The 25,300-nt window shown below is 72.7% G+C and carries 21 protein-coding genes; 5 read left to right on the top strand and 16 right to left on the bottom strand.

Annotated features, from left to right (window positions below; translation table 11 throughout):
• The 3 genes from ACFVGW_RS05715 to ACFVGW_RS05725 form a co-directional block, all read right to left on the bottom strand.
• Entirely contained in the window at positions 1-900 is a 900-nt protein-coding gene (locus ACFVGW_RS05715) for an SIS domain-containing protein (protein ID WP_385850938.1), read from the bottom strand.
• Between the two features lie 135 nt (positions 901-1,035).
• Complete coding sequence (locus ACFVGW_RS05720) at positions 1,036-2,334, bottom strand: alpha/beta fold hydrolase (RefSeq protein WP_385850939.1); 1,299 nt, start codon at positions 2,332-2,334, stop codon at positions 1,036-1,038.
• A gap of 118 nt (positions 2,335-2,452) precedes the next feature.
• On the bottom strand, positions 2,453-4,000 hold the full coding sequence (locus ACFVGW_RS05725; protein ID WP_385850940.1) for a cellulase family glycosylhydrolase: 1,548 nt from the start codon (positions 3,998-4,000) through the stop codon (positions 2,453-2,455).
• Positions 4,001-4,152: 152 nt separating this feature from the next.
• Between ACFVGW_RS05725 and ACFVGW_RS05730 the strand changes: the two genes are divergently transcribed.
• On the top strand, positions 4,153-5,049 hold the full coding sequence (locus ACFVGW_RS05730) for an alpha/beta fold hydrolase (RefSeq protein ID WP_385850941.1): 897 nt from the start codon (positions 4,153-4,155) through the stop codon (positions 5,047-5,049).
• A 140-nt stretch (positions 5,050-5,189) separates the two neighbouring features.
• Positions 5,190-6,734, top strand: a complete 1,545-nt coding sequence (locus ACFVGW_RS05735; protein ID WP_385850942.1) for an AMP-binding protein — start codon at positions 5,190-5,192, stop codon at positions 6,732-6,734.
• 155 nt (positions 6,735-6,889) lie between these two features.
• Here the strand turns inward: ACFVGW_RS05735 and ACFVGW_RS05740 are convergent, their stop codons facing one another.
• From ACFVGW_RS05740 to nadE, 3 genes are all read right to left on the bottom strand, one after another.
• Positions 6,890-7,150, bottom strand: a complete 261-nt coding sequence (locus ACFVGW_RS05740) for a DUF6381 family protein (RefSeq protein WP_385850943.1) — start codon at positions 7,148-7,150, stop codon at positions 6,890-6,892.
• A 100-nt stretch (positions 7,151-7,250) separates the two neighbouring features.
• A complete protein-coding gene (locus ACFVGW_RS05745) occupies positions 7,251-7,637 on the bottom strand; it encodes a VOC family protein (protein WP_383220499.1) in 387 nt (128 codons plus the stop codon).
• 113 nt (positions 7,638-7,750) lie between these two features.
• Positions 7,751-8,581, bottom strand: a complete 831-nt coding sequence (gene nadE / locus ACFVGW_RS05750; RefSeq protein WP_385850944.1) for an ammonia-dependent NAD(+) synthetase — start codon at positions 8,579-8,581, stop codon at positions 7,751-7,753.
• 314 nt (positions 8,582-8,895) lie between these two features.
• Here nadE and ACFVGW_RS05755 point away from each other — a divergent pair, with 314 nt between their 5' ends.
• Positions 8,896-11,886: a carbohydrate binding domain-containing protein gene (locus ACFVGW_RS05755; RefSeq protein ID WP_385850945.1), complete on the top strand. Its 2,991-nt coding sequence runs from the start codon at positions 8,896-8,898 to the stop codon at positions 11,884-11,886.
• 76 nt (positions 11,887-11,962) lie between these two features.
• Here the strand turns inward: ACFVGW_RS05755 and ACFVGW_RS05760 are convergent, their stop codons facing one another.
• From ACFVGW_RS05760 to ACFVGW_RS05795, 8 genes are all read right to left on the bottom strand, one after another.
• Complete coding sequence (locus ACFVGW_RS05760) at positions 11,963-12,358, bottom strand: STAS domain-containing protein (protein ID WP_385850946.1); 396 nt, start codon at positions 12,356-12,358, stop codon at positions 11,963-11,965.
• Between the two features lie 120 nt (positions 12,359-12,478).
• A complete protein-coding gene (locus ACFVGW_RS05765) occupies positions 12,479-13,153 on the bottom strand; it encodes an alpha/beta fold hydrolase (protein ID WP_385850947.1) in 675 nt (224 codons plus the stop codon).
• Positions 13,150-13,959, bottom strand: a complete 810-nt coding sequence (locus tag ACFVGW_RS05770; protein WP_385850948.1) for a DUF1295 domain-containing protein — start codon at positions 13,957-13,959, stop codon at positions 13,150-13,152. Before ACFVGW_RS05770 ends, ACFVGW_RS05765 begins: the two co-directional genes overlap by 4 nt.
• On the bottom strand, positions 13,956-15,269 hold the full coding sequence (locus ACFVGW_RS05775) for a class I SAM-dependent methyltransferase (protein WP_385850949.1): 1,314 nt from the start codon (positions 15,267-15,269) through the stop codon (positions 13,956-13,958). The genes ACFVGW_RS05770 and ACFVGW_RS05775 overlap by 4 nt, the downstream gene beginning before the upstream one ends.
• A complete protein-coding gene (locus tag ACFVGW_RS05780; RefSeq protein WP_385850950.1) occupies positions 15,266-16,027 on the bottom strand; it encodes a DUF1365 domain-containing protein in 762 nt (253 codons plus the stop codon). Before ACFVGW_RS05780 ends, ACFVGW_RS05775 begins: the two co-directional genes overlap by 4 nt.
• Positions 16,024-17,280: an NAD(P)/FAD-dependent oxidoreductase gene (locus tag ACFVGW_RS05785; RefSeq protein WP_385850951.1), complete on the bottom strand. Its 1,257-nt coding sequence runs from the start codon at positions 17,278-17,280 to the stop codon at positions 16,024-16,026. The genes ACFVGW_RS05780 and ACFVGW_RS05785 overlap by 4 nt, the downstream gene beginning before the upstream one ends.
• A 212-nt stretch (positions 17,281-17,492) precedes the next feature.
• A complete protein-coding gene (locus ACFVGW_RS05790; RefSeq protein WP_385850952.1) occupies positions 17,493-19,571 on the bottom strand; it encodes an ATP-binding protein in 2,079 nt (692 codons plus the stop codon).
• Positions 19,572-19,716: 145 nt separating this feature from the next.
• Positions 19,717-20,364: a sigma-70 family RNA polymerase sigma factor gene (locus ACFVGW_RS05795; protein ID WP_385851018.1), complete on the bottom strand. Its 648-nt coding sequence runs from the start codon at positions 20,362-20,364 to the stop codon at positions 19,717-19,719.
• Between the two features lie 143 nt (positions 20,365-20,507).
• Between ACFVGW_RS05795 and ACFVGW_RS05800 the strand changes: the two genes are divergently transcribed.
• Complete coding sequence (locus ACFVGW_RS05800) at positions 20,508-21,521, top strand: MerR family transcriptional regulator (RefSeq protein ID WP_385850953.1); 1,014 nt, start codon at positions 20,508-20,510, stop codon at positions 21,519-21,521.
• A 9-nt stretch (positions 21,522-21,530) separates the two neighbouring features.
• Here the strand turns inward: ACFVGW_RS05800 and ACFVGW_RS05805 are convergent, their stop codons facing one another.
• Positions 21,531-22,904 (bottom strand): cryptochrome/photolyase family protein, encoded by a 1,374-nt coding sequence (locus tag ACFVGW_RS05805; RefSeq protein ID WP_385850954.1) that lies wholly within the window; start codon positions 22,902-22,904, stop codon positions 21,531-21,533.
• A 123-nt stretch (positions 22,905-23,027) separates the two neighbouring features.
• Positions 23,028-24,626: an SDR family oxidoreductase gene (locus ACFVGW_RS05810; protein WP_385850955.1), complete on the bottom strand. Its 1,599-nt coding sequence runs from the start codon at positions 24,624-24,626 to the stop codon at positions 23,028-23,030.
• 134 nt (positions 24,627-24,760) lie between these two features.
• Here ACFVGW_RS05810 and ACFVGW_RS05815 point away from each other — a divergent pair, with 134 nt between their 5' ends.
• On the top strand, positions 24,761-25,255 hold the full coding sequence (locus ACFVGW_RS05815; RefSeq protein ID WP_383294023.1) for a MarR family winged helix-turn-helix transcriptional regulator: 495 nt from the start codon (positions 24,761-24,763) through the stop codon (positions 25,253-25,255).
• Positions 25,256-25,300 lie beyond the last annotated feature (45 nt).

Consider the following 25,300-nt stretch of genomic DNA (forward strand, 5'->3'; position numbering starts at 1 on the left):
TCACCCGCGGATCGCCGCGGAAAGGATGACCGAGCGCGACGCGTGACGCGGGCGGTCCGGGTTGAGGCCGCGCCGGGCGGCGAGGGTGACGGCGAGACGCTGGGCGCGTACGACGGCGGCGAGGGGGTCGATGGCGTCGGCGGCGAACAGGGCTCCGGTGGACTCCACTTCGTCCCGGAGGCCGGCCGGCTCCGGACCGAGGCAGCACACGAGGCTCGTGCGGTCGCTGATGACGATCGGCCCGTGACGGTACTCCATCGCCGCGTACGATTCGGCCCAGGCGCGCGCCACGCCACGGAGCTTGTGGGCGGCCTCGTCGGCGAGTCCGACCGTCCAGCCGGTGCCGAGGAACGTGAACTGGGTGCGCCGTTCCCAGACCGTGGGAAGCGGTTCGTAGAGGGCGAGTTCGGCGTCGGTGATCGAGGGGGTGAGATCCACGCCCAGGCCCGCGCGCAGCAGTTGGAGGGCGGTGGTGGCGAACCGGGTCTGGACGACGGAGCGTTCGTCGGCGAAGTCGAGGACGATCGACCGGTCCGCGTGGTGCGCGGCCCCGCTGTCGGGTACGCCCGTGAGGACGAGCGTCGGGATCCGCCCCGAGGCGCGCGCGAGCAGGGTCACCACCTCGGTGGTGGCCCCGGAGCGGGTGAGGGCGACGATCCGGTCGTAGCCGCGGCCGAGCGGGGTCTCGTCGGAGGCCGGGAAGGCGTCGGTCTCGCCCGCGCCGAGGGATTCGCGCAGGGCGGCGTAGGCCCGGGCCATGAAGTACGAGGTGCCGCAGCCGACGACCGCGATCCGCTCACCCGGCCGGGGCAGCAGGCCGGCGTGGTCGGCGGCGATGTCCGCCGCACGCCGCCAGCAGTCGGGCTGTCCGGCGATCTCGGCACTGACGTGGGTGGTCATCTCCGGTCCTCTCCTCGGTGCGCTCCGGAGGAGTTCTATCTCGCCGGCCCCGCACGCACCATGAGTAATCAGGACGCACTGCTTGGACTTTTACGCGCGGCCGGGGCGCGGGCCCCTCCGCGGGTGGCCCGGCGGTCAGATCTGGTCCCGGGCGAGGGCGAGCAGCCGGTCGAGCACCCGTGGCCCTCCGGACCGTACGCCGTCGTGCTCGAACTCGTCCGTCACCCAGGTCCGCAGCCCCCGGACGGCGCGTGCGGTCTCCAGCGAGTGGGCGGTGTCGACGTACATGTCGTCGTGGTAGACGGCCGCGGCGACGGGCACCTCGTTGGCGGCGAGCCGCGCGGGGTCGTAGAGCGGCGCCCAGTCGGTCCGTTCGGCGAGGAGGTGGGCGGTCTCGCGGAGCGGGCGCAGCGCGGGATCGGTCTCGAAGTGCCAGGGATGGACGGTCTCGCCGGTGAAGAGCAGGGGCGCGTCGCCGGCCAGGGTCTTCTCCGCGTCGAACTCGGGGAACTCGGCGCGGACGCGTTCGGCGGCCCACGCGGTCGGTCCGTGGCCCTGGGCGTAGATGGCCTCGTGGAGCACGGCGTACAGCGGGTGTCCGGCGTACGAGAGCCTGCCCTGGACGTTCTCCAGGAAGGCGTCGGAGAGCGCGGGGCCGCCGGGCGTGGGGACGAAGGCCTCCTCCAGGAGGTAGTGGAGCTCGTGGGTCCCCTCGCCGCCGCCGAGGAGGATGCCGAGGGACTGGAAGGCCTGGGCGGTGAGGAGCCCGCCGTTCGGCAGGGTCGCGGGGTGCTCGAGCAGGTGGGCGGCGATCCGGCGGGCGCGGGCGACGTCCTGCGGGTAGCGGGCGTAGTGGGCCTCGGCCTTGCGCCGGACACGGGGGTAGGCGGCCCGGTAGACCTCGTCGGCGGTGGCGTGCAGGGAGGGCAGACCGCCGGTGACGAGGGCCGTGCGCAGGCCCTCGGGGGCGGTGGAGAGGTAGTGGGTGGCGCAGAAGCCTCCGAAGCTCTGGCCGAGGACGGTCCAGGGGGCGCCGCGGGTGAGGCGCTTCCGGATGAGTTCGCAGTCCTTGACGATCGAGTCGGCCCGGAAGCGGGCGAGGTGGTCGGCCTGCTGCCGCGGGGTGCCGCGCAGGGGCAGGGTCTGGCGGTTGACGGGGGTGGAGTGCCCGGTCCCGCGCTGGTCGAGGAGGAGGACGCGGTGGTCCTGCACGGCCCGGCCCAGCCACGCCTGCCGGCCGATGAAGCGGCGGGCCCCGAAACCGGGCCCGCCCTCCAGGTACACCAGCCACGGCAGGTCGTCGGCCGGCCGGTCGCCGGCGACGACCTCACGGCCGTAGACCTCGATCTGTTCGCCGTCGGGGTCCGCATGGTCGAGCGGAACGGCGAAGCGGCGGTCGGTGAGGACGAGGCCGGACTGGCGGTAGCTGGTCAATGCGGCTCCTGTTCGATGCGCCCCCGCCCGCCCAGTGCATCACAGGGCGTGGGACGGGGGCGCGTCGAGGTGGGTCGGCCGGTGCGTCAGGGGGTGCGCGGAAGGCGGGGCGGGAGGGTCAGGAGGTGGGGAAGTCGTCGGCGGACCTGATCCGGTCGCGGATCCAGACGCCGGCCTCCTTCAGGGACGAGGTGCCCGTCCAGGGACCGCCGCCGTCGCACGTGCCGGTCTTGAAGACCGCGCCCGAGCGGTGGTCGTCGGAGAAGTTCCAGTTGGTCCAGCTGATCTTCTTGGCGGCCATCAGGTCGATGTACTTCTGCGTCATGGCGAAGTCGTTGGCGCCCTCACCGGCGTAGTCCTGGGTGCCGAACTCGGTGACGAACACGGGGATCCGGTCGGCGGCCCGGGAGAGGGTGTTCAGGTACTCCTCGCGGTGGGACATCGCGTAGAAGTGGAAGGTGTACATGACGTTGGCGGCGCCGACCGGGTTGTTGACGACCTCGGTCTCGCTGCCTCCGTCCGAGACGCCCAGGGAGGACCAGGCGCGGGTGCCGAGCAGGATCGGGGCGTTGCCGTCGATGTTCCGGATGACCGGGATGATCTGCTCGTGGTAGCTCTTGATCCTCGGCCAGGTCACGCTGTCACCGTTGGGCTCGTTGGCGACCTCGTAGAAGATGTTGTTCTTGTTCTTGTGCCGGTTGGCGATGTCGGTGAAGAACCTCTTGGCGTTCGCCAGGTTGGCGTGCGGGTCGCCCGGGTCGAGCATGTGCCAGTCGACGATCACGTACATGCCACGCGCGGTGGCCTGGTCGATCAGCGTGTGGGCGAGGTTGGTGAACTTGACCGGGTCGGTCTCCCAGCCGTCCTCCTGGACGTAGGTGGAGACGCGCAGGACGTCCGCCTTCCAGTCCTTGGCGAGGGCGTCCAGTGAACCGCCGGTCAGGCACTGCGGGTACCACTGGGTGCCGTGGCTGGACATGCCACGGAGCTGGACGGGCTTGCCGTACTGGTTGCAGAGCTTGACGCCGCAGACCGTGAGCTGGCCGTTGATCGCGACCGGGGTGTCGCCGACCGGGGGCGCCGCGGCGGTGTCGACCGTGATGTGGTCGACGTTGGGGCCGCCGTTGGCGGTGGTCGCGGTGGCACGGACGGTGTTGGCGCCCGCCTTGAGGTTCACGGTGAGGGTGGTGGTCGCCCAGGTGGTCCAGGCGCCCGTGCCGGCGAAGGCCTTGCCGGCGGCGGCGACGGTCCCGTTGACGGCGATGTCCATGGGCCGGTCGGCCGTGCTGCCGTTGGCGTACCGGAGGGTCAGGGTTGCCTGGCCGGCCTGTGCGGCGTCGACGTTCCACTGGACGTAACCGCCGGTGGTGTTGTCGTAGTTGACGAACCCCGTGCCGGTGAAGCCCGCGTGGTTGGACTCGACCGCACCCCGCGAGACGGTGGCGGTCTCCGCCTCGTGGGTGACGGGGGCGGCGACCGCCGCGGGCGGTGCGGTGGCGAGGCCGAGGAGGAGCGCGGCCGCCGCGGTGCCGGCGGCACCCAGGGAGCGGAGCCGGAGACGTGCCGATCGTGCCGATGTCATGGGGGTCTCCCGGAACGATGGATTGAAAGGAAAGTTTCCTAACGGATTGAATAGCAGTAGGGGAGAGAGGCTCGCAAGGGTCATGACAAGAGACGGTGTTCAGCGGGCTGTCGCTCCCCGGACGGCCCCGGCCCCCGTGCGGGGTGCGGGGTGCCGTGTGCGGGAGGGCCCACATATGCCGAGGGCAAGGAATCTGGACGACGTGACTTCCACAACGGCCCACCCGTTAGCTGATCATGGTTAGTGATCAGGTACATCGCTTCACCTTCGGCGACTTCGGCTATCGGTGCCGGGTAGTGGAGAACTCTTCTCCCACGACCGAGCCCATCGTGGTTGTCGGGGGCGCCTTCCAGGACATGTACGCCTACCGACGGCTCGAAGGTCTCTGGTCGGCGTCGGCAACCGTGGTCGGCGTCGACCTGCCGGGCTCGGGCTCAGCCGACGAACTGCCCGCCTCCTACGGTTTCGGCTTTCTCTCCACCGCGCTGAACCATCTGCTGGACCAGCTGGGACTGGATCAAGTGAACCTCTTCGGGGCCTCCTACGGTGCGCCGGTCGTCTACGGTCTGGCACAGGAGCGGCCGGAGCGGATCGCCCGCATGGCCCTGGTGGGCGCGGCACCGGTCTACCCGCCGGCCGGACTTCACGCACTGCGCGCCATGGTGAACGCTTTGGAAGCGGGTGACACCGAGGCCTATTCCCGGCTGAGTGTCGCCGCCCTGGTGTCACCGGCGGATCGGGCAGTCCGCAACCGTGCGGTCGTCACCCGCCTGCTCGCGCGAGACATGCGTTCGGTGGCCGTCGCCGATGTCCAGCGGCACATCGCCTCCACACGGCGCGTCATCGACTGGCCGGGGCTGCAGCCCGGCGGTGTCAACGGGATTCCGGCCCTGTGCTTCACCGGCGAACACGACAGCCTCACCCTCCCCTCTCTCGGACGTGAGGTCGCCGCAACGATCCGGGGCAGTGTCTTCACACTGATCCGTGAAGCCGATCATCTTCCCCTTCTCGAAAGGCCCCGGGAGATGTCCGAGCTCGTCGCCCGGTTCTTCACCGATCAGCCACTGCACGGCCTGCCCTACCTCACGCCCCTCGAACACCCTCGGGCAACCTCCCTTGCCACGGTGCCGTAGCGCCCCTGGCAGACGCGTGCCACCGACCGGGCCCCACACCCGCGGCCCGCCCTGCGCCCAAGCACGATCGCCCGTCCAGCGGGGGCACGGACCGACGAACGTGCAGCAAGTTCCCCGTGCACCAACTCACCGGAGAAACCATGTCCGATGCACCGCCAGCGCCGGTCGACCGTCGCTTCACCAGCTATGCCGAGGCCATTCTTCATGTGTTCGCGCAGCACCCCGACCGGGCGGTGGTGACCGCCGCCGGAGGCCGGCGATACTCCGCCGAAGAAATCCGCTCGACCACCCACCGGCTCGCACGCACCCTGGCCGCTCGAGGACTGGGTCCGGGCCAGACCGTATGCCTTCTGACCGGCAACACGCCGGAGGCCCTCTACGCCCGGTACGCGGCGAACCTGGCCGGCGCCCGGGTCGTCTACCTCTACGAGCGCCTGTCCTTCGAGATCCTGGCGGACATCGTGGAGAGCGTCGAGACCCGACTCCTGCTCGTCGACCCCACGCGGTACGCGGACGTGGACCGGTTGCTGCCGCTGGTCAGCGTTCCGGCCGTGGCGACCCTCGGACCCGGCCGGCATGGCGACGACATCCTTGCCGAGGCAGCTGACCAGCCGCCCACGGCCTTCGTCGTGCCGGTCGATCCCGACGACGACTGGTGTATCCGACACAGCGGTGGCACCACCGGCGTCCCGAAGGGACTCCAGATGAGACACGGCGCGTACCGCCGCGCTCTCGAACACCTTCGCACCCGGACAGGAAGCCCACCGCGCTACCTCGCCTGCACTCCAGTCACCCATGTCGCCGGGCTCTGCTGCGACCTGGCGTTCCTCCAGGGCGGCTCGGTCCACCTGCAACGCGCCTTCGAACCGGGCGAAGCGATCGCCGCGATCGAGCAGGAGCGGATCACCCACCTGTGGCTCCTGCCACCCCTTCTCCACCAGGTGCTGGACCACCCCGCCCTCGCTGCCGCCGACGTGTCCACCATCGAGCGCATCACCTACGGCGGCAGCCCCGCCTCCTCGGCCAGACTGCGGCAGGCGGCTGACACCTTCGGTCCCGTACTCCATGGCTGGTACGGACAGACCGAGACCCTCGGCCTCACCGAGGTCCGCGCGGACGAGCACACCGTGACCGGCCGCAACGGCCAGATCACCGTAGGCCGCCCCATGCCCGGCGTCGAGATCGTCATCCGCAACGACCGGAACGAGCCGCTACCGCCCGGGCACGAGGGCGAGATCCACGCCCGCACCAGCAGCATGATGCACGGCTACTGGAAGCAGCCCGAACTCACCGACCGGGTACTCCACGACGGCTGGGTGCGCACCGGCGACGTCGGATACCTCGACGAAGACGGCTATCTCTTCCTCGTCGACCGCAGCACGGACCTGATCGCCGTGGACGGCGACAACGTCTCCCCCAGCGAGGTCGAGGAACTGCTGCTGACCCACCCGGGAGTAGCCCAGTGCGCCGTCTTCGGCACCCGGGACAAGGACGCGCCGGAACGAATCCACGCCGTTGTCGTCCCTTCCCGGGACCATCACCTCAGCGTCGATGAGCTGCTCACCTTCGTCACCGCCCGCAGAGGCAGCGACCACGCCCCTCATACGATCCAGTTCGTCTCGGCGCTCCCACTGACCGCCGTGGGCAAGCCGGACAAGAACCGGCTCCGCCGACAGCTCAGCTGAGAACGTGCCGCCGCCGAGGCCGCCCGCATGCATCACGTGCCGGGCGACGCCGGCCCGAGGGAATCAGTGGAGGATGCCGCGTCGGGAGTCGGGCGGCAGACCGCGCAGGCCCGGATTCCGCCTTCTGCGCGGCCTCGTCCGGCAGCGGGCGGGTTCTAGCCCGGGTAGCGCTCGTGGAGGTCGTCGGGCCAGGGTTCGTGTTCTTCGCGCAGGGCCTTTTCGCTGCGCTCCTTGAGCTCCTCGCCCTGCTCGCGCAGCCGCGCCGCCTCCTCGGGGTCGGCGCTCCGCCGGGCCCGCTGGAGGAGGTTCTCCGCCTTGTCGCGCTGGTACTGGGCGTGCGCGTGCGCCGCCTCGCCCTCCCTTCTGCTCTCCCGTCCCCCGCTCTCGGGGCCGCCCCTGCCGTCGTGTCCTGACATGGCACACCTCCTCGGCCCGCGGCTTCCCGTACGGCAGCGGGGGAAACGCGACGGCCCGGCCCCCGCGCTCGGGGCCGGGCCGTCGCCGTCGTACGGCTCGCTACTCCTGGATGACGGAGAGGACGTTGCCCGCCGGGTCCTTGAACCAGGCGATCGCGGTCGGCCCCTCGGGGCCCCTCACCACGCCCTTGGCGTCGTGCTCGAACGCGGGATAGCGCTCCAGGGTCACGCCCCGCTTCGCCAGCTCGTCGACGGCCACCTCGATGTCGTCGACGGGGAAGTTCAGGATCGTGAAGGACGCGGGCGTGTGGTCGTCCTTGGGGTAGACGAAGATGTTCGCGCCGCTCCCCAGCTTGATCGTCAGCATCCGCATGGGTCCGCCACCGGTGTCCTCCACCTGGAGACCGAGCGTGTCGCCGTAGAACCGGCGGGCCTTGTCCATGTCGTCGACCGAGAAGCCGCTGAACGCCTTCGACTGTCCGAACATGCCGTTGTCTCCTTCGCGTGTGCCGTTCGGGATCTCCGAGGGCACACCCAGCGGACCACCATCCGGACGCCCGCCACGCGGGCTGACGGCCGGATGGTCTCCGCCCGTCACCCTCAGGGAGCGATCGGCAGCCGGCGCTTGTGGTCGGTCAGCTCGTAGCGGCGGGCGATCGAGGCGAACGCCGCCTCCGCGACCGGCTTGCCCTCCAGGAAGTCGTCGATGTCGTCGTACGTGACGCCGAGCGCGTCCTCGTCGGGCTTGCCCGGGTCGAGGGTCTCCAGGTCGGCCGTCGGGGTCTTCCACACCAGCTCGGCGGGGGCTCCGAGGGCCTCGGCGCAGGCGCGCACGCGACGCTTGGTCAGACCGGTCAGCGGGACGACGTCGGCCGCGCCGTCGCCGTACTTGGTGAAGAAGCCGGAGACCGCCTCCGCCGCGTGGTCCGTGCCGACCACGAGGCCGTCGTGGGCGCCCGCGACGGCGTACTGCGCGATCATGCGCTGCCGGGCCTTGATGTTGCCCTGGACGAAGTCCTGGTGGTGGGCGTCCCGGAAGGTCACCCCGCCGGCCACGCAGGCCTCCAGCGCCGCGTCGCTCGACGCCTTGACGTCCACGGTCAGGACCCGGTCGGCGGCGATGAAGCCCAGGGCGAGCTGGGCGTCCTTCTCGTCGGCCTGGACCCCGTAGGGCAGGCGCATGGCGTAGAAGGCGGCGTCGTGGCCCGCCGCGCGCGCCCGCTCCACGGCGAGCTGGCAGAGCCGGCCCGCGGTCGTGGAGTCCACGCCGCCGCTGATGCCGAGGACCAGGCTGCGCAGCCCGGTGGAGGTGAGGCGCTCGGCCAGGAAGGCGACCCGGCGTTCGATCTCGACGAGCGGGTCGAAGGTCGGGGACACCTCGAGTTCCCGGGCGATCTGCTGCTGCAGGGCGGTGGACGCCGCGTCGGTCACGGAGTGCTCCTCGGGGTGGTGCGACGGTACGGGGACGGGCGCGGGTCCGGTACGCCGGTGAGGCGGCGGATCCTCGCCACCGCCGACTCTATGCGGCCCCGCCCGGGCCACGGCTCGCGGGCCCGGCCCGGACCGGGGCCTCATCCCCGAACGCGCCCCGCACCGTTCGCCACAGATGCTGCCGCGACCCTTTACGGCCCTGTCATGCACGGGTAATTTTCGGCCACGCAAGCGCTTGCAGCAAGTTGCCGAACGAACTTTCACCTCCCTCGCCGCGACCTCCCCGTCGTGGCCCTGCTCCGGAGAAGAGACGCATGCGACGCTCCCCCGTTCCGCGCTTCGGCCGCGCCCCGGCATCGGCCCTGGCCGCCGCCTGTCTGGTCGGGCTGCTCACCGCCACACCCCCGGCCGGCCCCGCCTCCGCGGCCTCGGTGCCCGTCGCGGCCGCGGAGAACACGGCGACGGTCTTCTACTACACGAAGACCAAGAACTGGTCGGCCCGCAACCTCCACTACGCCCCCGACGGAGGCGCCTGGACCGCCGTCCCGGGCGTGGCGATGGAGGCGGCCTGCACGGACTGGGTGAAGAAGACCGTCGCCCTGGGCCCGGCCGAGGGGCTCCAGGCCACCTTCAACAACGGCGCGGGCACCTGGGACAACAACGGCGGACAGAACTACGACCTGGGCACCGGGACGATCACGGTCAGGGACGGCGTCGTCGCCCACTCCGACCCGTGCGCCGACGACCCCGGCGGACCGGCCGGCCCCGGCAACCAGGCCACCGTCTACTACTCCACCGCCGCGCTCGGCTGGACCACCGCCAACCTGCACTACGCCCCCGCCGGCGGCTCCTGGACCACCGTCCCCGGCATCGGCATGGAGGCGGCCTGCACCGGCTGGTGGAAGCGGACCGTCGACCTCGGTGCCGCCACCGCCATGAGCGCCGTCTTCAACAACGGCAACGGCGTCTGGGACAACAACAACGGCGCGAACTACGCGCTGTCCGCCGGCACGACGACCGTCAAGGACAGGGTGGTCACCGGCGGCGCCGCGAATCCGTGCGCCGCCGAGGTCCCCGACACCCGCGCGCCCAGCGTGCCCACCGGGGTCACCGCGAACGCCGACGGCACCTCCGTCGTCCTGACCTGGGAACCCTCCACCGACGACCAGGGGGTGACGGGCTACCAGGTGACCCGGACCGGCGGCACGGGCGGCACGACGGTCACCGACGTCGGCTCCACCGTCCTCTCCGACACCGACCTGGCGGAGAACACCGCCTACACCTACACGGTCAGGGCCCTCGACGCCGCGGGCAACGTCTCCGCCGGCTCCGCGCCCGCCCGGGCGACCACCGGCACGGCGCCCCCCGCTCCCGACCCGGGCCGCCCGCTGGGCACCGACCCCCGGAAGGACCCGATCTACTTCGTGCTCACCGCCCGGTTCAACGACGGCGACTCGTCGAACAACCGCGGCGGCAGCCAGCACACCAAGTCCGGGAACGCGGCCAACGGCGATCCGATGTTCCGGGGCGACTTCAAGGGGCTGGTGAACAAGCTCGACTACATCAAGGGGCTCGGCTTCTCCGCCGTCTGGATCACCCCCGTGGTGCTCAACCGCTCCGACTACGACTACCACGGGTACCACGGGTACGACTTCTACCGGGTCGACGCCCGTCTGGAGTCGGCCGGAGCCTCGTACCAGGACCTGATCAACGCCGCCCACGCCAAGGGCATGAAGATCTACCAGGACGTCGTCTACAACCACTCCTCCCGCTGGGGCGCCAAGGGGCTGTTCACCCCGAAGACGTACGGCGTCCGCGACAGCCAGTGGAGCTGGTACTACGACGAACCGAACTCCTCCTTCGAGTACGACGGGCTGACCGTCGAACCGAAGTCCGGGAAGTCCTACTACAACGGCGATCTCTGGTCGACGGCCGAGCCGACCGGCAACACCTGCGTCAACTGGGGCACCCCGACCCAGTACACCTCCCCGGAGGGCTACCGGATCTACAACTGCCAGTGGCCGAACCCCACGTCGGGCATGTTCCCGAAGTCGCTCTACCACAACTGCTGGATCGGCAACTGGGAAGGCGAGGACTCCCGTTCCTGCTGGCTGCACGACGATCTGGCCGACTTCAACACCGAGTCGGCGCCCGTGCAGAACTATCTCATCGGCGCCTACGACAAGTACATCGACATGGGCGTCGACGGCTTCCGCGTCGACACCGCGGTCCACATCCCGCGCACCACCTGGAACCGGCGCTTCCTGCCCGCCATCCAGGAGCGGGTCACCCAGAAGTTCGGCGCGGAGGCCGCGAAGAACTTCTTCGTCTTCGGTGAGGTCGCCGCCTTCGTCAACGACAAGTGGAACCGCGGCTCGGTCAACCACTCCGCCCAGTTCTACACCTGGAAGGAGCGCAAGGAGTACGCCCTCGACGACGCGGCCGCCGCGCTGGAGATGTACGCCTACGAGCAACAGCAGGGCCCTGCGAACCAGCCCACGTCGAACAACGCGTTCCTGAACGGCAACAGCTACCACGCGCCGGACCACAGCAGGTTCTCCGGGATGAACGTCATCGACATGCGCATGCACATGAACTTCGGCGACGCGCAAAACGCCTTCGGCAACGGCAAGGACTCCGACGACAGTTACAACGACGCGACCTACAACGTCGTGTACGTCGACAGCCACGACTACGGGCCCAACAAAAGCAGCGAGCGCTACGCCGGCGGTACGGACGCCTGGGCCGAGAACATGTCGCTGATGTGGACGTTCCGCGGCATCCCGACCCTGTACTACGGCTCCGAGATCGAGTTCCAGAAGGGAAAGAAGATCGACTGCGGACCCACCTGCCCGCTGGCGACCACGGGCCGTGCCTACTTCGGCGACCATCTCGCCGGGGACGTGAAGGCCTCCGGCTTCTCCACCGTCGAGTCGGCGAGCGGAGCGGTCGCCCAGACCCTGGCCCAGCCGCTGGTCCGGCACGTCCAGCGGCTCAACCAGATCCGCCGGGCGATTCCGGCGCTGCAGACGGGTCAGTACTCCACCGAGGGCATCAGCGGCTCGATGGCGTACAAGCGCCGCTACACCAGTGGTACGACGGACAGCTTCGCACTCGTCACCGTCAGCGGCGCGGCCACCTTCACCGGCGTCCCGAACGGCACCTACACCGACGCGGTGACCGGCGACCGGCGGGTCGTCGCCGACGGCACCCTGAGCGTCGCGGCGCCGGGGAAGGGCAACCTGCGGGTGTACGTCCTGAACGGGCCCGGCCGGATCGGGACCGCCGGGCCGTACCTGAAGTAGCGGTACCACGGGCGCGGGAGGGGCGGGCGGCGTCGGCGGTCGACGCCGCCCGCCCGCTTCCGTCCAGGGGCTCGGGTCAGCCGCCGGCGCGCCGCAGCGGTCCGCGCAGGGTCCCCTCGGCGACCCGCAGCAGCCGCAGGACGCACGGCGTGGGCGCGTCGATGCGGTACCGGCCGCCCATCAGCGTCCACTGGTCGAGGACGCCGAGCAGGCCCGAGTCGCAGAACGTCACCCGGGAGGCGTCGAGGACGAGGTCGGTGACCCCGGACTCGGCGGCGGAGGCCAGTATCGCGCGCAGCGGCGCCGCGCCGCGGTGGTCGACCTCTCCCTTCAGGACGACCAGCAGGCCTGTGGCGCCGAGGTTTCGGCACGAGTGGACCGCTATGTCCCCGGGCGCGGTGTCCGCGCCGTCGTCACACATGACGGGGCGGGGGATGTGGGTCAGTATCGGTGCGGTGCGCTGGGTACTCACCCCTCCATCAACACCGGTCGCCCCGTCCACGGGAAAACGGCGCGCCGCCCGGTCACCCCGGAGCGCGGCAGTGATCCACTTCCGGGGGACAACCGGGCCGGAGAGGACGGGGGTGACTCCTCACCCGTCCGGTGGCGGCGCGTCGTCGAGCAGGGCCGCGGCGAGCCGGGCCGCCCGCCGGTGCCAGGAGCCCGCGTTCCGGAGCATGCTGTGGCCGCCCTCGGGCATCCGGACGGCGACGGCGTCCGCGCCGGCCCTTCTCGCCCGGCGGACGAACTCCCAGGACTCGGCCGCCGAGGTCACCCGGTCCCGCTCGTCGTGCAGCAGGTAGAGGCGACGGCCGCCCAGATGGACCACCGGCTCGCCGGGCGGGCACCAGGGGGCGAGGGCCACCACGCCCCGGACGTGCGGGTCGCCGGCCGCACGGAGTGCCGCGCGGCCGCCCATGGAGTGACCCATGAGGACCACGGGAACCTCGCCGACGAGCCGGCGGATCCGTGCGAGGGCCGCGGCGGCGTCCCTGGCCGCGTCGCAGCGGTCGCCGTTCCAGCCCCGGTGCCGGTAGCGTACCTCGGCCACGAGGACGTCGGCTCCGCGGGTCGCGCGTACGACCGCCGCGGCGAAGGGCCGCATCCGCAGGGCGGGGAGATTGAGGGCCGGCGGCGGTTCCGGTCCGTCGGCCCGGCCGCCGTGCAGCAGCAGAACGGCCGCCTTCGGCGCGGCCGGTGAGGAACGGAACACCAGCGCGCCTTCGTCGTCCGTCGCCGTCCTGCGGCGGTCGGCGTCGGCGCTCATCCGGCCGCCCGGCGGGGCGGGCGCGGGAAGAAGCCACTGGTACGGGCGGCGTAGGCGGCGAAGCCGGGACGGTCCGCCATGTGCGCCTCCAGCAGTCGTTTGCCGCTGCCCCAGATGAGCAGCGCGCTCATCACCACCGGCGAGACCAGGGTGAGCGCCGCAGTCTGCCAGGTCGCGCAGGCCAGGAGCCAGAGCCCCCACCAGACCAGGAAGTCGCCGAAGTAGTTGGGGTGGCGGGTCCAGCTCCACAGCCCGCGGTCCATGATCATTCCGCGGTGGGCGGGGTCGGCCTTGAAGCGGGCGAGCTGGTGGTCGCCGACCGTCTCGAAGGCCAGCCCCACGGCCCACAGGAGCAGTCCGAGCGCGCCGAGCGCGCCGAGCGGCTCCGTCAGGTACGCGGCGGCCTGGACGGGCAGCGAGACGAGCCAGACGAGCCCGCCCTGGAGCAGATAGATCTTCCGCAGCGCGTAGAGCCGGGGGTCGCCGGGGGCGCGGGCCAGCATGCGGGCGTACCGCGGATCCTCGCCGTGGCCCCGGCCGCGCCGCGCGATGTGGAGGGCGAGGCGGAGCCCCCACACCATGGTGGCGAGGGCGACCGCGAGGCGTCGGCCGTCCTCGCCGTGGCCCGCTGAGAGCAGCCAGGTGACGAGGGCGACCGCGGCGAAGGCGGCACCCCAGGCGATGTCGACGATCCGGTGGACCCCCCTGGCGGTGCCGACGGCGAAGGCGGCCAGCATGACGGCGAGCGCGGCACCGGCGGCGACGGCGAGGTTCAGGGCGAACGCGCCCGTGTCGAAGCCGTTCACCGGAGCCCTCGCTTCAGGTCGTCGGAGACCAGCTGGATCTGGCGCACGTCCAGGTAGCGGGAGCGGAATCCCGCTTCGGAGTAGGCGAGGTACAGCTCCCACATACGGCGGAAGACGGGGTCGAAGCCCAGGGCGGCCACCTCGTCGGCGCGTCGCACGAACTCCTCGCGCCACAGCCGGAGCGTCTCGGCGTAGTGGTCGCCGTAGCCGGTGTCCTCGGTGATCCTCAGGCCCACGGCGGCGCTCTCCGCCGCGACGGCCTCGCGCGAGGGGATGAGGCCGCCGGGGAAGATGTACTTGCTGATCCAGGTGTGGGTGCGGGCGGTGCGCAGCATCCTGTCGTGCTCCATGGTGATGGCCTGGAGGGCGACCCGGCCGCCGGGGGCGAGGAGCCGGTCGAGGGCCGCGAAGTAGGCGGGCCAGTACTCGGCGCCGACGGCCTCGATCATCTCGACGCTGACGACGGCGTCGAAGGAGCCCTTGACGTCCCGGTAGTCCCGGAGTTCGACGGTGACCCGGTCGGAGAAGCCGGCGGCGGCGATCCGCGCGTGCGCCAGCTCGGCCTGTTCCTCGGAGAGGGTGACGGTCAGTACCCGGGCGCCGCGGCCCGCCGCGCGGAGTGCAAGTTCGCCCCAGCCGGTGCCGATCTCCAGGAGCCGGGTGCCCGGTCCGACGCCGGCGAGGTCGAGCAGGCGGTCGATCTTGCGGTGCTGGGCGGCGGTGAACGTCGCGGGTGAGGCGGGGAAGGCGGCGAAGACGGCCGAGGAGTAGGACATGCTCGGGTCGAGGAAGAGGGCGAACAGCTCGTTGGAGAGGTCGTAGTGGCAGTGGATGTTCTCCCGGGCTCCGTCGGGGGTGTTGCGCTGGTCGGCAGGCCTGCGGCGCACCCACGCGCCGCGCAGCCGGCGCAGCGGCGCCGGGACCAGGTCGTCGACGTGGGTGGCGAGCACGGTCAGGACGCCGACCAGGTCGTCGCTGTCCCATTCGCCGGCCATGTAGGACTCGCCGAAGCCGATCAGTCCGTCGGCGCCGATCCGGCGGAAGAAGGCCTCGGGGTCGTACAGCGTGAGGGTGGGGGCGGCGCCGGGCAGGGCGGGGACGCTCGGGGCGCCGGCGTCGGCGTGCCGTACGCGCAACGGGATGCGGGCGAAGGCCCGTTCGACGATCCGCCGGGCGACGGCGGTGCGCAGGGCCGAGGCTCGGGGCGGCTCGACGACGCCGGACCGGCACGCGGGTGCGGTGGTGCCGGGCGCGGCCTCGGGGACGGGCTCGGCGGCGCACGCCTGTGCCAGAGAGTGCGGAGCGGTCACAGCATTCCTTCGTGCGTGGGGTGGACGGGACGGGGCTGGACGGGAAGTCCACGGAGATAGAGGCGGATGCCGTGCAGGCGGATGCCGAGGGAGACCTTCGCGGTCGACCAGGGGTGGCGCAGGGCCACGGAGAGGAGTGCGCGAGGACTCGCCGGCCGGTGCCGGCCCCGCACGGTCGCGGTGAAGGGCGGCCGGCCCGCGCCGTGGTGCAGTTGCACGCTCAGGTCGAGAGCGTCCCCGGGCACGGGCAGCCGCATGCGGTAGGTGCCCTCGACACCGTAGAAGGGCGAGACGTAGAAGTCCTTGGGTACGTCGGCGCGGCCCTGGGCGTCGGGCCGCATCAGGTAGCAGTGGCGCTCGCCGTAGGTGTTGTGGACCTCGGCGACGACGCAGACGAGGGTGTCGTCGCGGTCGTGGCACCAGTAGAGCGTCAGCGGGTTGAAGACATGGCCGAGGACCCGTGCCTGGGTCAGCATGAGGACGCGTCCGTCGGCGTCGTGCGCTCCGTTCGCGCGCAGGTACCTCCGCAGCGCGGCACCCAGCGTCGGTGCCCGGCCGCCGAAGTGGTCCCGGGTGTCGAAGCGTGCGAGGGCACGCAGGCCGCGCGGCATCCGGGGCAGGTCGTCGACGTCGACCAGCCAGAAGTAGGTGCGCGTCCGGAAGACGTGACGGACGGGGGCGAGGCGCGCGTGGGCCACGGTCGACTCGTAGAGCGCCGGGACACGGGGCCGGTCCGGCTCCCTGGGGCGGGTGTTCACCACGTCACCCCCAGGGCCTCGGCGGCGGCGGCTCCGGAGCGGCAGCCGTCCTCGTGGAAGCCCCAGCCGTGGTAGGCGCCGGCGAAGGCGGTGACCGTCGTGTTGAGGCCGGGCAGTTCCCGCTGGGCGGCGACGGACCGGGGGGTGTAGACCGGGTGCTCGTAGACCATGCGCGCCAGCACGGTGCCGGGGTCGACGCGGTCGCCGGCGTTCAGCGTGACGATGTGCGCATCGGCCGTCTCCAGCCGCTGCAGCCGGTTCATGTCGTAGCTGACCTGGACCGCGTCGGGACGGGCGGTGCAGGAGGGCAGCCAGTAGTTCCACGAGGCGCGCGCGTGCGGCCCGCGCGGCAGCAGGGAGGTGTCGCGGTGGAGCACGGTGGGGTTGCGGGAGTAGGTGAAGGCTCCGAGGACCCGCCGCTCGGCGTCCGTGGGGTCGGCGAGCATCCGCAGCGCCTGGTCGGGGTGGACGGCGAGGACGACGGCGGCGTACGTCGCGGTGTCGCCGTCCTCGGTGGTCACGCGCGCGTGGTCCGCGGAGCGCTCGACCGCGCGGACCGGGGTGGAGGTCCGTACGGCGGTGAGGTGTTTCGCGGCCCGCGCGACGTACGTGGCCGACCCTCCGGTCACGGTGCGCCATCGGGGCGATCCGGTGACGGACAGCAGCCCGTGGTGGGCGAGGAAGCGGAAGAGGTACCGGGCCGGGTAGAGCAGTGCGGTGCCGGGGGCGCAGGACCAGACGGCGGAGACCAGGGGGACGACGAAGTGGCCGGTGAAGTGGGCGGAGAACCCGTGCGCTTCGAGGAAGTCCCCGAGGGTCGGGGTGTCGTCCCCGGAGGCGAGCAGGCGGCGGGCGGCCCGGTGGAAGCGCGGGACGTCGGCGAGCATGCGCAGGTGCCGGCCGCGCAGCACGTTGCCGCCGCCCAGCAGACCGGCGGGGCCGCGCGCTCCGGCGTACTCCAGGCCGCAGCCGTCGCACCGCACGGACATGCTCATCTCGGAGTCCTGGGTGGTGACGTCCAGTTCGCGGAAGAGCCGGAGGAGGTGGGGGTAGGTACGCTCGTTGTGCACGATGAATCCGCTGTCCACGTGGACGGTCCCGCCGTCCCCGGTGGGCAGTTCGTGGGTGTGGGCGTGGCCTCCCAGGCGGTCGTCCGCCTCGTACAGCACCACGTCGTACGCGCGCCGGAGCACGTGGGCGGCGGTCAGCCCCGCCACTCCCCCGCCGACGACCGCGACCCTCTGCCGTTCCACGTTCCTCGACCCCTCCCTGTCGGACCGCGCGCCGGGTGCGCGCGGGTGTCTCAGGAGGTACTTCGGAGCTGAGGGGCCGCCGGATGGGGATCTGGTCCCATGGTCCGATCTTCGGGTCGTAGCGCATCCGTCCGGCGCCTCGCGGCGGAAGTGCGGGGTCGCGCGGCGGCTCCCGGCCCGCGGGAGCGCGGCGTTCGGACGGGTCAGGTGTGTCAGGCGTGCCGTGATCCGCGCAGGGCGCGTTCGAGACCGTCCTGTGCGAGCCCGGAGAGGGCCCGCAGGAAGATCTCCTGGTAGGCGGTCGAGCCGATCGACGCGCGGGCGGTGTGCTCGTACCTGAGGCGCAGGGCGTGCAGTTCGGGCATGCCGCGCTGCGGGTGGCCGGTGGAGCGCCAGTACGCCTCGCCCGTGCCGGAGACGTCGGCGGCGAGTTCGCCGTCCCCGGAGGCGGCGAGCGCGGCGGCGAGGACGTCCAGGCCGAGGGCGACGCCGAAGCCGTCGCCGAGCTTCCGCTTTCCCGCCAGCATCTCGCGGGCGTGGTCGGCCGCGGACTCGGGCTCCCCTTCGAGGAGGCCGATGAGGGCGAGCTGGTAGTCGAGGTAGGCGCGGGTCCAGTGCTCGCCGAGCTCCACGCAGGCCGACCGCAGGGCGTGGGCCTCCGCACGGGCCTCGTCGAACCGTCCGAGTCCGGTCAGTCCGAAGACCCGGACGAGGAGGCAGCGCAGGCGGGCGGCCGAGTCGGTCGGACGGCCGGGGGCCGCGTCGAGCACGTGTCCGACGAGGACGAGCGCGGCTATCGGCCGGCCGGTCATGAGCGCGAGCAGGCCCGCGAGGTAGGCGGCGTCCAGGGTGTCGGTTCCCACGCCGGCGAGTCTGGTGCGGGGGGCCGCGGTCCGGGAGGCGTACTCGGCGTGCCGGGCTTCGCGCGCGCAGCGTTCGCTGACGTCCTGGGCGGGGACGAAGTCGCCCTGCAGGGTCAGGACCACGCCCAGGGCCCAGAGGGCACGGGCCCGGTCGGCGCCTCTGGCCTCGCTGAGGACCAGGGCCTGTTCCAGGTAGTCGCGGGCCTCGCGCAGCCGGCCGCAGCACGACCAGTAGAAACCGACGGCCCCGGCGAGCGCCAGTGCGGCGTCGGGGTCGGTGCGCAGCAGCCGGTCCAGGGCGGTGCACAGATCGGTGTAGTGCTCGTCGACGGTGGTGTACCAGTGGAGTTGCTCGGGACCGAGCCATCCGGCGTCGGCCCGCCGGGCCAGGTCGAGGCAGTAGGCGGCGTGCCGGTCGGCGACGGCCTCCGTCTCGCCGAGCCTGGCGAGCCAGGCGGCGCCGTACTCACGGATGGTGTCCAGGAGACGGTGGCGGGCGCCCTCCCTGCGGACCACGGAGGCGCGGACGAGCGCGTCGAGGGCGGCGGGCAGCGTCTCCCGGGTCAGCGGGCCTCCGGTGCAGACGAGGAGGGCCGAGTCGAGGTCGAACGGGCCGCGGAAGACGGTCAGCCGCGCCCAGAGCAGTCGTTCGAGGGGGCCGCAGAGCTCATGGCTCCAGCCGATCGCGGCGCGCAGGGTCTGGTGCCGCTGGGGCCACACGCGCTCGTGGTGGACGAGGAGTTCGAAGCGGGAATCGAGCTGGTCGCGGACGGACTCGACGCCCTGGAGGCGGATCTGGGCCGCGGCGAGTTCCAGGGCGAGGGGGATTCCCTCCAGCCGGGAGCAGATCTCCGCGGCGGGCCCGGCCGCCCAGGGGGCGGGGACGCGGGCGCCGCGCTTCGGGCCCGCCGCGGTGCGCTGCCGGAGCAGGTCCATGGCGTCGCGCCCGGCGGCGGCGAAGGGTTCGAGGGTGAGCACCTTCTCCTCGGGCAGGCCGAGGGGGCGCCGGCTGGTGGCGAGGACGGTGAGTCCGGGGGCCGCGGCGAGCAGGTCGGTGAGGAGCCGGGCGCACCCGTCCGTGACGTGTTCGCAGGAGTCGAGGACGAGCAGGAGCCGTTTGTCGGCGAGCCATCGGCCGAGGACGGCGGCGGGCATGCCCGGGGTGTGGAAGGTGAGGTCGACGGCGTCGGCGACGGTCGCCACGAGCAGCCGGTCGCCCTCCAGCGGTGTGAGGTCGGCCCACCACGCGCCGTCGGGGAAGCCGTCGGCGAGGCGGGCCGCGGTGTGGAGGGCCAGCCGCGTCTTGCCCACGCCTCCGACCCCGGTGACCACGACCAGGCGGCGGTCCTTCAACTGCGCTGCCAGCCGGTCCAGTTCCCTGTCGCGCCCCACGAAACTGGTGTTCTCGTCCGGGAGATGTCCACGCACGGGAGCAGTGTCCCTCATGTCTCGCTCGAACGGACCCCCCGGCCTGAGTCATTCCACGGTGACGGTGCCCGGACGACCGGGAGCGGCGGTCACCGGCCCAGGTCCCGTGACCCCGGCCCGCTCTCGCACCGATTGTGCGTCGTTATCAGGTCGCGCCCGCCACGAGGCGCCGGTCGGGCCCCTCGCTCAGCGCGCGGCGCATCCGGTGCAGCCCGCGCCGCGCGTGGCTCTTCACGGTGCCGAGCGGCATTCCGGTGCGCTCGGCGATCTGCACCTGGGTGAGGTCGCCGTAGAAGGCCATGGCCAGCACCTCGCGCTGCACGGCGGGGAGTTTCGCCAGCTCGCGGGTGACCACCAGCCGGTCCAGGACCGCCTCGGGGCCGGGTGTCGGCTCGTCCTCGCACGGCAGCCGGACCCCGGCCGCGGTGACCAGGTCCCGGCGCCGGGTGCGCGCGGAGAGCGCGTCGGCGATCTTCCGCCGGGTGATGCCGACGAGCCACCCGGGGAACGGGCCGCGCTCGGGCCGGTAGCCGGCGCGGCCCTTCCAGGCGGCGAGGAAGACCTGCTGGCTCACGTCCTCGGCCTCGCGCGGGTCTCCCAGGGTCCGGGCCGCCAGGGTGCGCACGAGGCCGTTCCACCGGTGGTACGCGACGGTCAGGCACCGCTCCTCACCGCGCACGAACCCCTGGGCGACGTCCTGGTCGGAGAGGCGCTCGTCGACGGAGAGGCCCTCATGGACGGAGAGGCCCTCGTCGAGGCCGGGAAGCGGGGAGACGACGGGCGGTGCGGTCATGACGGTCATGACGACTGCTCCTGACGGCCGGGACCGGAGGCGATCGGTCGGAAGGCGGAGCCCCGGGTGCGGGGCACCTCCAGATTCCGTTCCGGCCCCTCCGCGACACCACTCGCATCGATTGTGCGTCGTATGGTGGAACCATGACCGAACCCACCCCAGGTCTCACCAGCGGCGCGGTGGCACGCCGCCTGGGCGTCGCGCCCACGACACTGCGTTCCTGGGACCGGCGCTACGGCATCGGCCCGGCGTCCCGGGAGAGCGGACGGCACCGCCGGTGGACCCCCGGCGACATCGCCGTCCTCCAGGAGATGTGCCGTCTGACGGCGTCGGGGGTCCCGCCCGCGGAGGCGGCACGTGCCGCCCGCGCCGCGTCGGCCTCCCCGGCGGCGGTCGAGGACGTGGCCCCGGCGCCTCCGCCTCCGCGGAAGCGGCCGGAGCTCCCGGAGAAGCGGCCGGAGCTCCCGGACGAGGTGCGCCAGGAGCGCCGGGGACTGGGCCGGGCGGCCGTCCGCCTCGACTCCGCGGCCATGGACGAGCTGCTGGATTCCGTGATCGCGAGGCGGGGTCTGGTCGCCGCCTGGGAGGACGTCATGGCGCCCGCCCTGCACGCCGTGGGCCGCCAGTGGGACACCTCGGAGGACCGGTACGTCGAGGTGGAGCACCTGCTGTCGTGGCACGTGTCGACCGCGCTGCGCCGGGTGGGCGCTCCGGACCGTGCGGCGCGGGCGGCCTCGACTCCCCCGGTCCTGCTCGCCTGCGTGCCGAACGAACAACACACCCTGCCGCTGGAGGCGCTCGCCGCCGGCCTGGCCGAACTCGCCCTTCCCACCCGCATGTTCGGTGCCGCCGTGCCACCCGAGGCGCTCGACCAGGCCGTGCGCAGGACCGGCCCGGCCGCCGTCGTGCTGTGGGCCCAGGCGCGGTCCACGGCGCACCATCCGCTGGCCCGCCACGTGGCCGAGACCTCCTGGGGCGTCAAGGGCGCCCGGTCCCGGACGACCGTCCTTCTCGCGGGCCCGGGCTGGGCGGGGCAGACCCCCGGACCCGGGATGCTGCGCCCCGGCGGGCTCCGGGAGGCCCTGGCCCTGCTGCGCGGGCTCTGCGAGGCGGCTCGGGGCGGGGAACCGCCCGCCTCCCCCGCCCGGCGGTCCTGAGCCTCCGGCTCAGTCCTGGCCCCGGGCGCGCCGGAACCGGGCCAGCCCGTCGGGGAGTTCGACCACGGGGTCCGGGTAGTCGTAGCGGGCCCGTTCGAGTCCGGGCAGCTTCCACGGCTCGTGGACCGCGGGGCCTTCGAGTCCGGCGAGTTCCGGCACCCACCGGCGTACGTACGCGCCCTGGGGGTCGTACCGCTTGCCCTGGGTCACCGGGTTGAGCACGCGGTTGGGGCGGGTGTCGGTACCGGTGCCGGCCATCCACTGCCAGTTGAGCTGGTTGTTGGCCACATCACCGTCGACCAGCAGGTCGAGGAAGTGGCGTGCTCCGGCACGCCAGTCGATGTACAGCGTCTTGGTGAGGAAGGACGCGGCGAGCAGGCGCCCCCGGTTGTGCATCCAGCCCTCGTGGGCGAGCTGGCGCATCGCCGCGTCCACGACGGGGTAGCCGGTGCGGCCCTCCTGCCATGCCCGGAGGTCGGCCTCGGCCTGCTTCCCGTGCCGCCACGCGTCGGACCGGGAGCGGTAGTCGTCCTCGGCGGCCTCGGGGCGCGCCGCGAGTACCTGGTGGTGGAAGTCGCGCCAGCAGAGCTGCCGTACGAACGCCTCGGCGCCCGGTCCGCCCCTGGTCCTGGCCCGGTGGACGGCCTCGGCCGCCGAGACGGCGCCGAAGTGGAGGTACGGCGACAGCCGGGACGTGGCGTCGCCGGCGAGGTCGTCGTGGCGCTCCTCGTACGCGTCGGCGCCCCGGCCCAGCCAGGCGGTGAGCCGCTTGCGGCCCTCCTTCTCACCGCCGGCGGCCAGGCCTTCGGAGACGGAGGAGACGTCGGAGCGGTCCGGGAGGTCCTCGGAGCGGATCCCCCGGGGCACCCGGACCTTGTGCGGCGCCGCGAGCGGCTCCCGCAGCCGCTCGCTCGACCAGCGCTTGAAGTAGGGGGTGAAGACGGCGTAGTGGTCCGATCCGTCCGGGGTGACGGCCCCGGCGGGCAGCGCCGTGACGACGCCGTCGTGGACGTACAGGCGCCGTCCGTCCTCCTCCAGGGCGCGGCGGAGCCGGTCCTCGCGCCGCCGCGCGAAGGCGCTGACGCCGGCCGCCATGTGCACCTCGTCGGCGTCGGCCTCGCGCACGACGGCACGCACCTCGTCGACGGGGTCGCCGGAGCGCACCACGAGCCGGCCGCCGCGCTCGCGCAGTCCGGTGTCGAGATCGCCGAGACAGTCCGCGAGGAAGGCGAGCCGGTTCGGGGCGGCGAAGCCCGCCCAGTCCACGGCCGGATCCCGGACGAAGAGGGGCACGGTCTCGTTCCCCGGCCCCAGCGCGGCGCGCAGCGGCGGATGGTCGTGGACGCGGAGGTCCGAGGTGAACAGGACGACCGAGACGTTCATGGCACCGCTCCTGGCTTCGTCACCGGACGGCCGCCCGGAGGGCGCCCGCGGTGGGCACTGCGCTGACCTTGCGGGCCCCTTCGCCCGACGGGGCCGCGCCGGATGCGGCGGCCCGGCCGCCGGTCATCGGTCGCCGTCCGTCTCCGTGGCGGGCGCGGGGCCGGCCACCGGTGCGGGGCGCCGAGGTTCGGCCGGAGCCGGTGTGGTCTCGGTCGCCCGGGCCCTCTCGGCGATGTTGCGGGCCATGCCGCCGAAGACCACGGCGTGGAAGGGCGACACGCTCCACCAGTAGAGGTGGCCGGCCAGGCCCCGCGGGTGGAAGAGGGCCCGCTGGCGGTAGCGGGTCACCCCGTCCGGGTCCTGCTCGGCGCACATCTCCAGCCAGGCGAGACCCGGGAGCCGCATCTCGGCGCGCAGCCGCAGCAGCCGGCCGCGCTCGATCTCCTCGACCCGCCAGAAGTCCAGCGAGTCGCCGACCCTGAGCCGTGTGGCGTCGCGCCTGCCCCGGCGCAGTCCCACCCCGCCGACGAGCCGGTCGACCCAGCCGCGTACGGCCCAGGCGAGAGGGAAGGAGTACCAGCCGTTCTCCCCTCCGATTCCCTCGACCACACGCCACAGCGCCTGCGGTGACGCGTCGACCGTCAGCTCGCGCTCGTCGGTGTAGAGGCTGCCGCCCGCCCAGTCGGGGTCCGTCGGGAGCGGGTCGCTCGGGGCGCCGGGCAGGGCCGCGGAGGACCAGCGCGTGGTGACCTGGGCGTCGCGGACCCGCTGGAGCGCGAGGGAGAGCGCCCTGCCGAAGGCGAGGGGGGTACCCGGCGGATCCGGCACCTGGTCGGCGATGTCGTGCTCGTCGCAGACGACTTCGTACTTCAGGGACTCCGCGAGGGGGCGGGCGATGGACCGGGGAACCGGTGTGACCAGTCCGATCCACAGGCTGGACAGACGTGGTGTCAGGACCGGGACGGGAAAGATGAGCCGTCGTGGCAGCCCGGCGACGGCCGCGTAGCTGCGCATCATCCCGAGGTAGGTGAGGATGTCGGGCCCGCCGATGTCGAAGGCCCGGTTGACCTCCTGGGGCATGCGCGCGCTGCCGACGAGGTAGCGCAGCACGTCCCGGACGCCGATCGGCTGGATCCGGGTGCGCACCCAGCTCGGGGTGACCATCACCGGGAGGCGCTCGGTGAGGTAGCGGAGCATCTCGAAGGAGGCCGAGCCGGAGCCGATGATGACGGCGGCGCGGAGCACGGTGGTCGGGACCCCCGATCGCAGGAGGATGCGTCCGACCTCGGCCCGCGAGCGCAGGTGCGGCGAGAGGTCACGGTCGGGGACGCCGCGCGGGGCGAGCCCGCCGAGGTAGACGATGCGCCGGACGCCGGCGGCGCGGGACTGCTCGGCGAAGGTCGTGGCCGCCATGCGGTCGGTGCTCTCGAAGTCGGAGCCGCCGCCGAGGGCGTGCACCAGGTAGTAGGCGACGTCGACGTCCTGGAGGGCGGGGGCGAGGCTCTCGGCGTCGGTGACGTCGCCGCGTACGGTCTCCACCTCGTCGGCCCAGGGATGGTCCCGCAGTTTCGCGGGGGTACGGGCCAGGCAGCGCACCCGGTATCCGGCCGCCAGGAGTTCGGGGACGAGGCGGCCGCCGATGTAGCCGCTGGCTCCGGTCACGAGGCACAGCGGCCCAGGGGTGGGGGGCTCGGGGGACTCATGGGCTGGTGCGTCCGTCATCGAGGTGCTCCGTTCCGCCGTACGGGGGAGGTGGGGCGTGCGCCGCGCTCCCCCGCCGGCCGGGTTTCTTCGTCCGACTCTTCCCGGGGTACGGCCGCTGTGGATGCACGGACCGGTTTCTATAGGCTGATCGTGTGGCCAGCACAGAGGAATCCGAGACCGGGGACACCGCGCCCGAGCGCGCACCGGGCGATCTGCAGAGTTTCGCCGTCGAGCTGCGGCGGACGAACGGGGAGATCAACCGGCTGGTCCACGGTTTCGCACTCGCGCAGGGTCTGCATCCCACGGACGTGCAGGCGCTCTCGGTGGTCCTGGACAGCAGCGAGCCCCTGACGCCGGGCCGGCTGCGGGAGCGTCTGGGGCTGACCTCGGGGGCGGTGACCGCCTGTCTCGACCGGCTCGAGAGGGCCGGACACATCCGCCGTTCCCGCGAGAGCGCCGACCGCAGGGTCGTCCATGTGCATTATGTGGAGGGGGCGAAGGCCGCCGCGCGGAGCTACTTCATGCCGCTGGCGCAGGCGGCGGAGCGGGCCCGGCTCCGGTTCGACGAGGACGAGCTGGCCGTGGCGCTGCGGTTCCTGAGCGCGCTGAACGACGAACTCGGCGAACTTCGCGTACCCCGTCGCTGAAGCCCGGGCCGCCCCGTCCCCCGTGCCGTCCCGGGGCCGCCCCGT

Source organism: Streptomyces sp. NPDC127129, assembly GCF_042671585.1.
Lineage (GTDB): Bacteria > Actinomycetota > Actinomycetes > Streptomycetales > Streptomycetaceae > Streptomyces.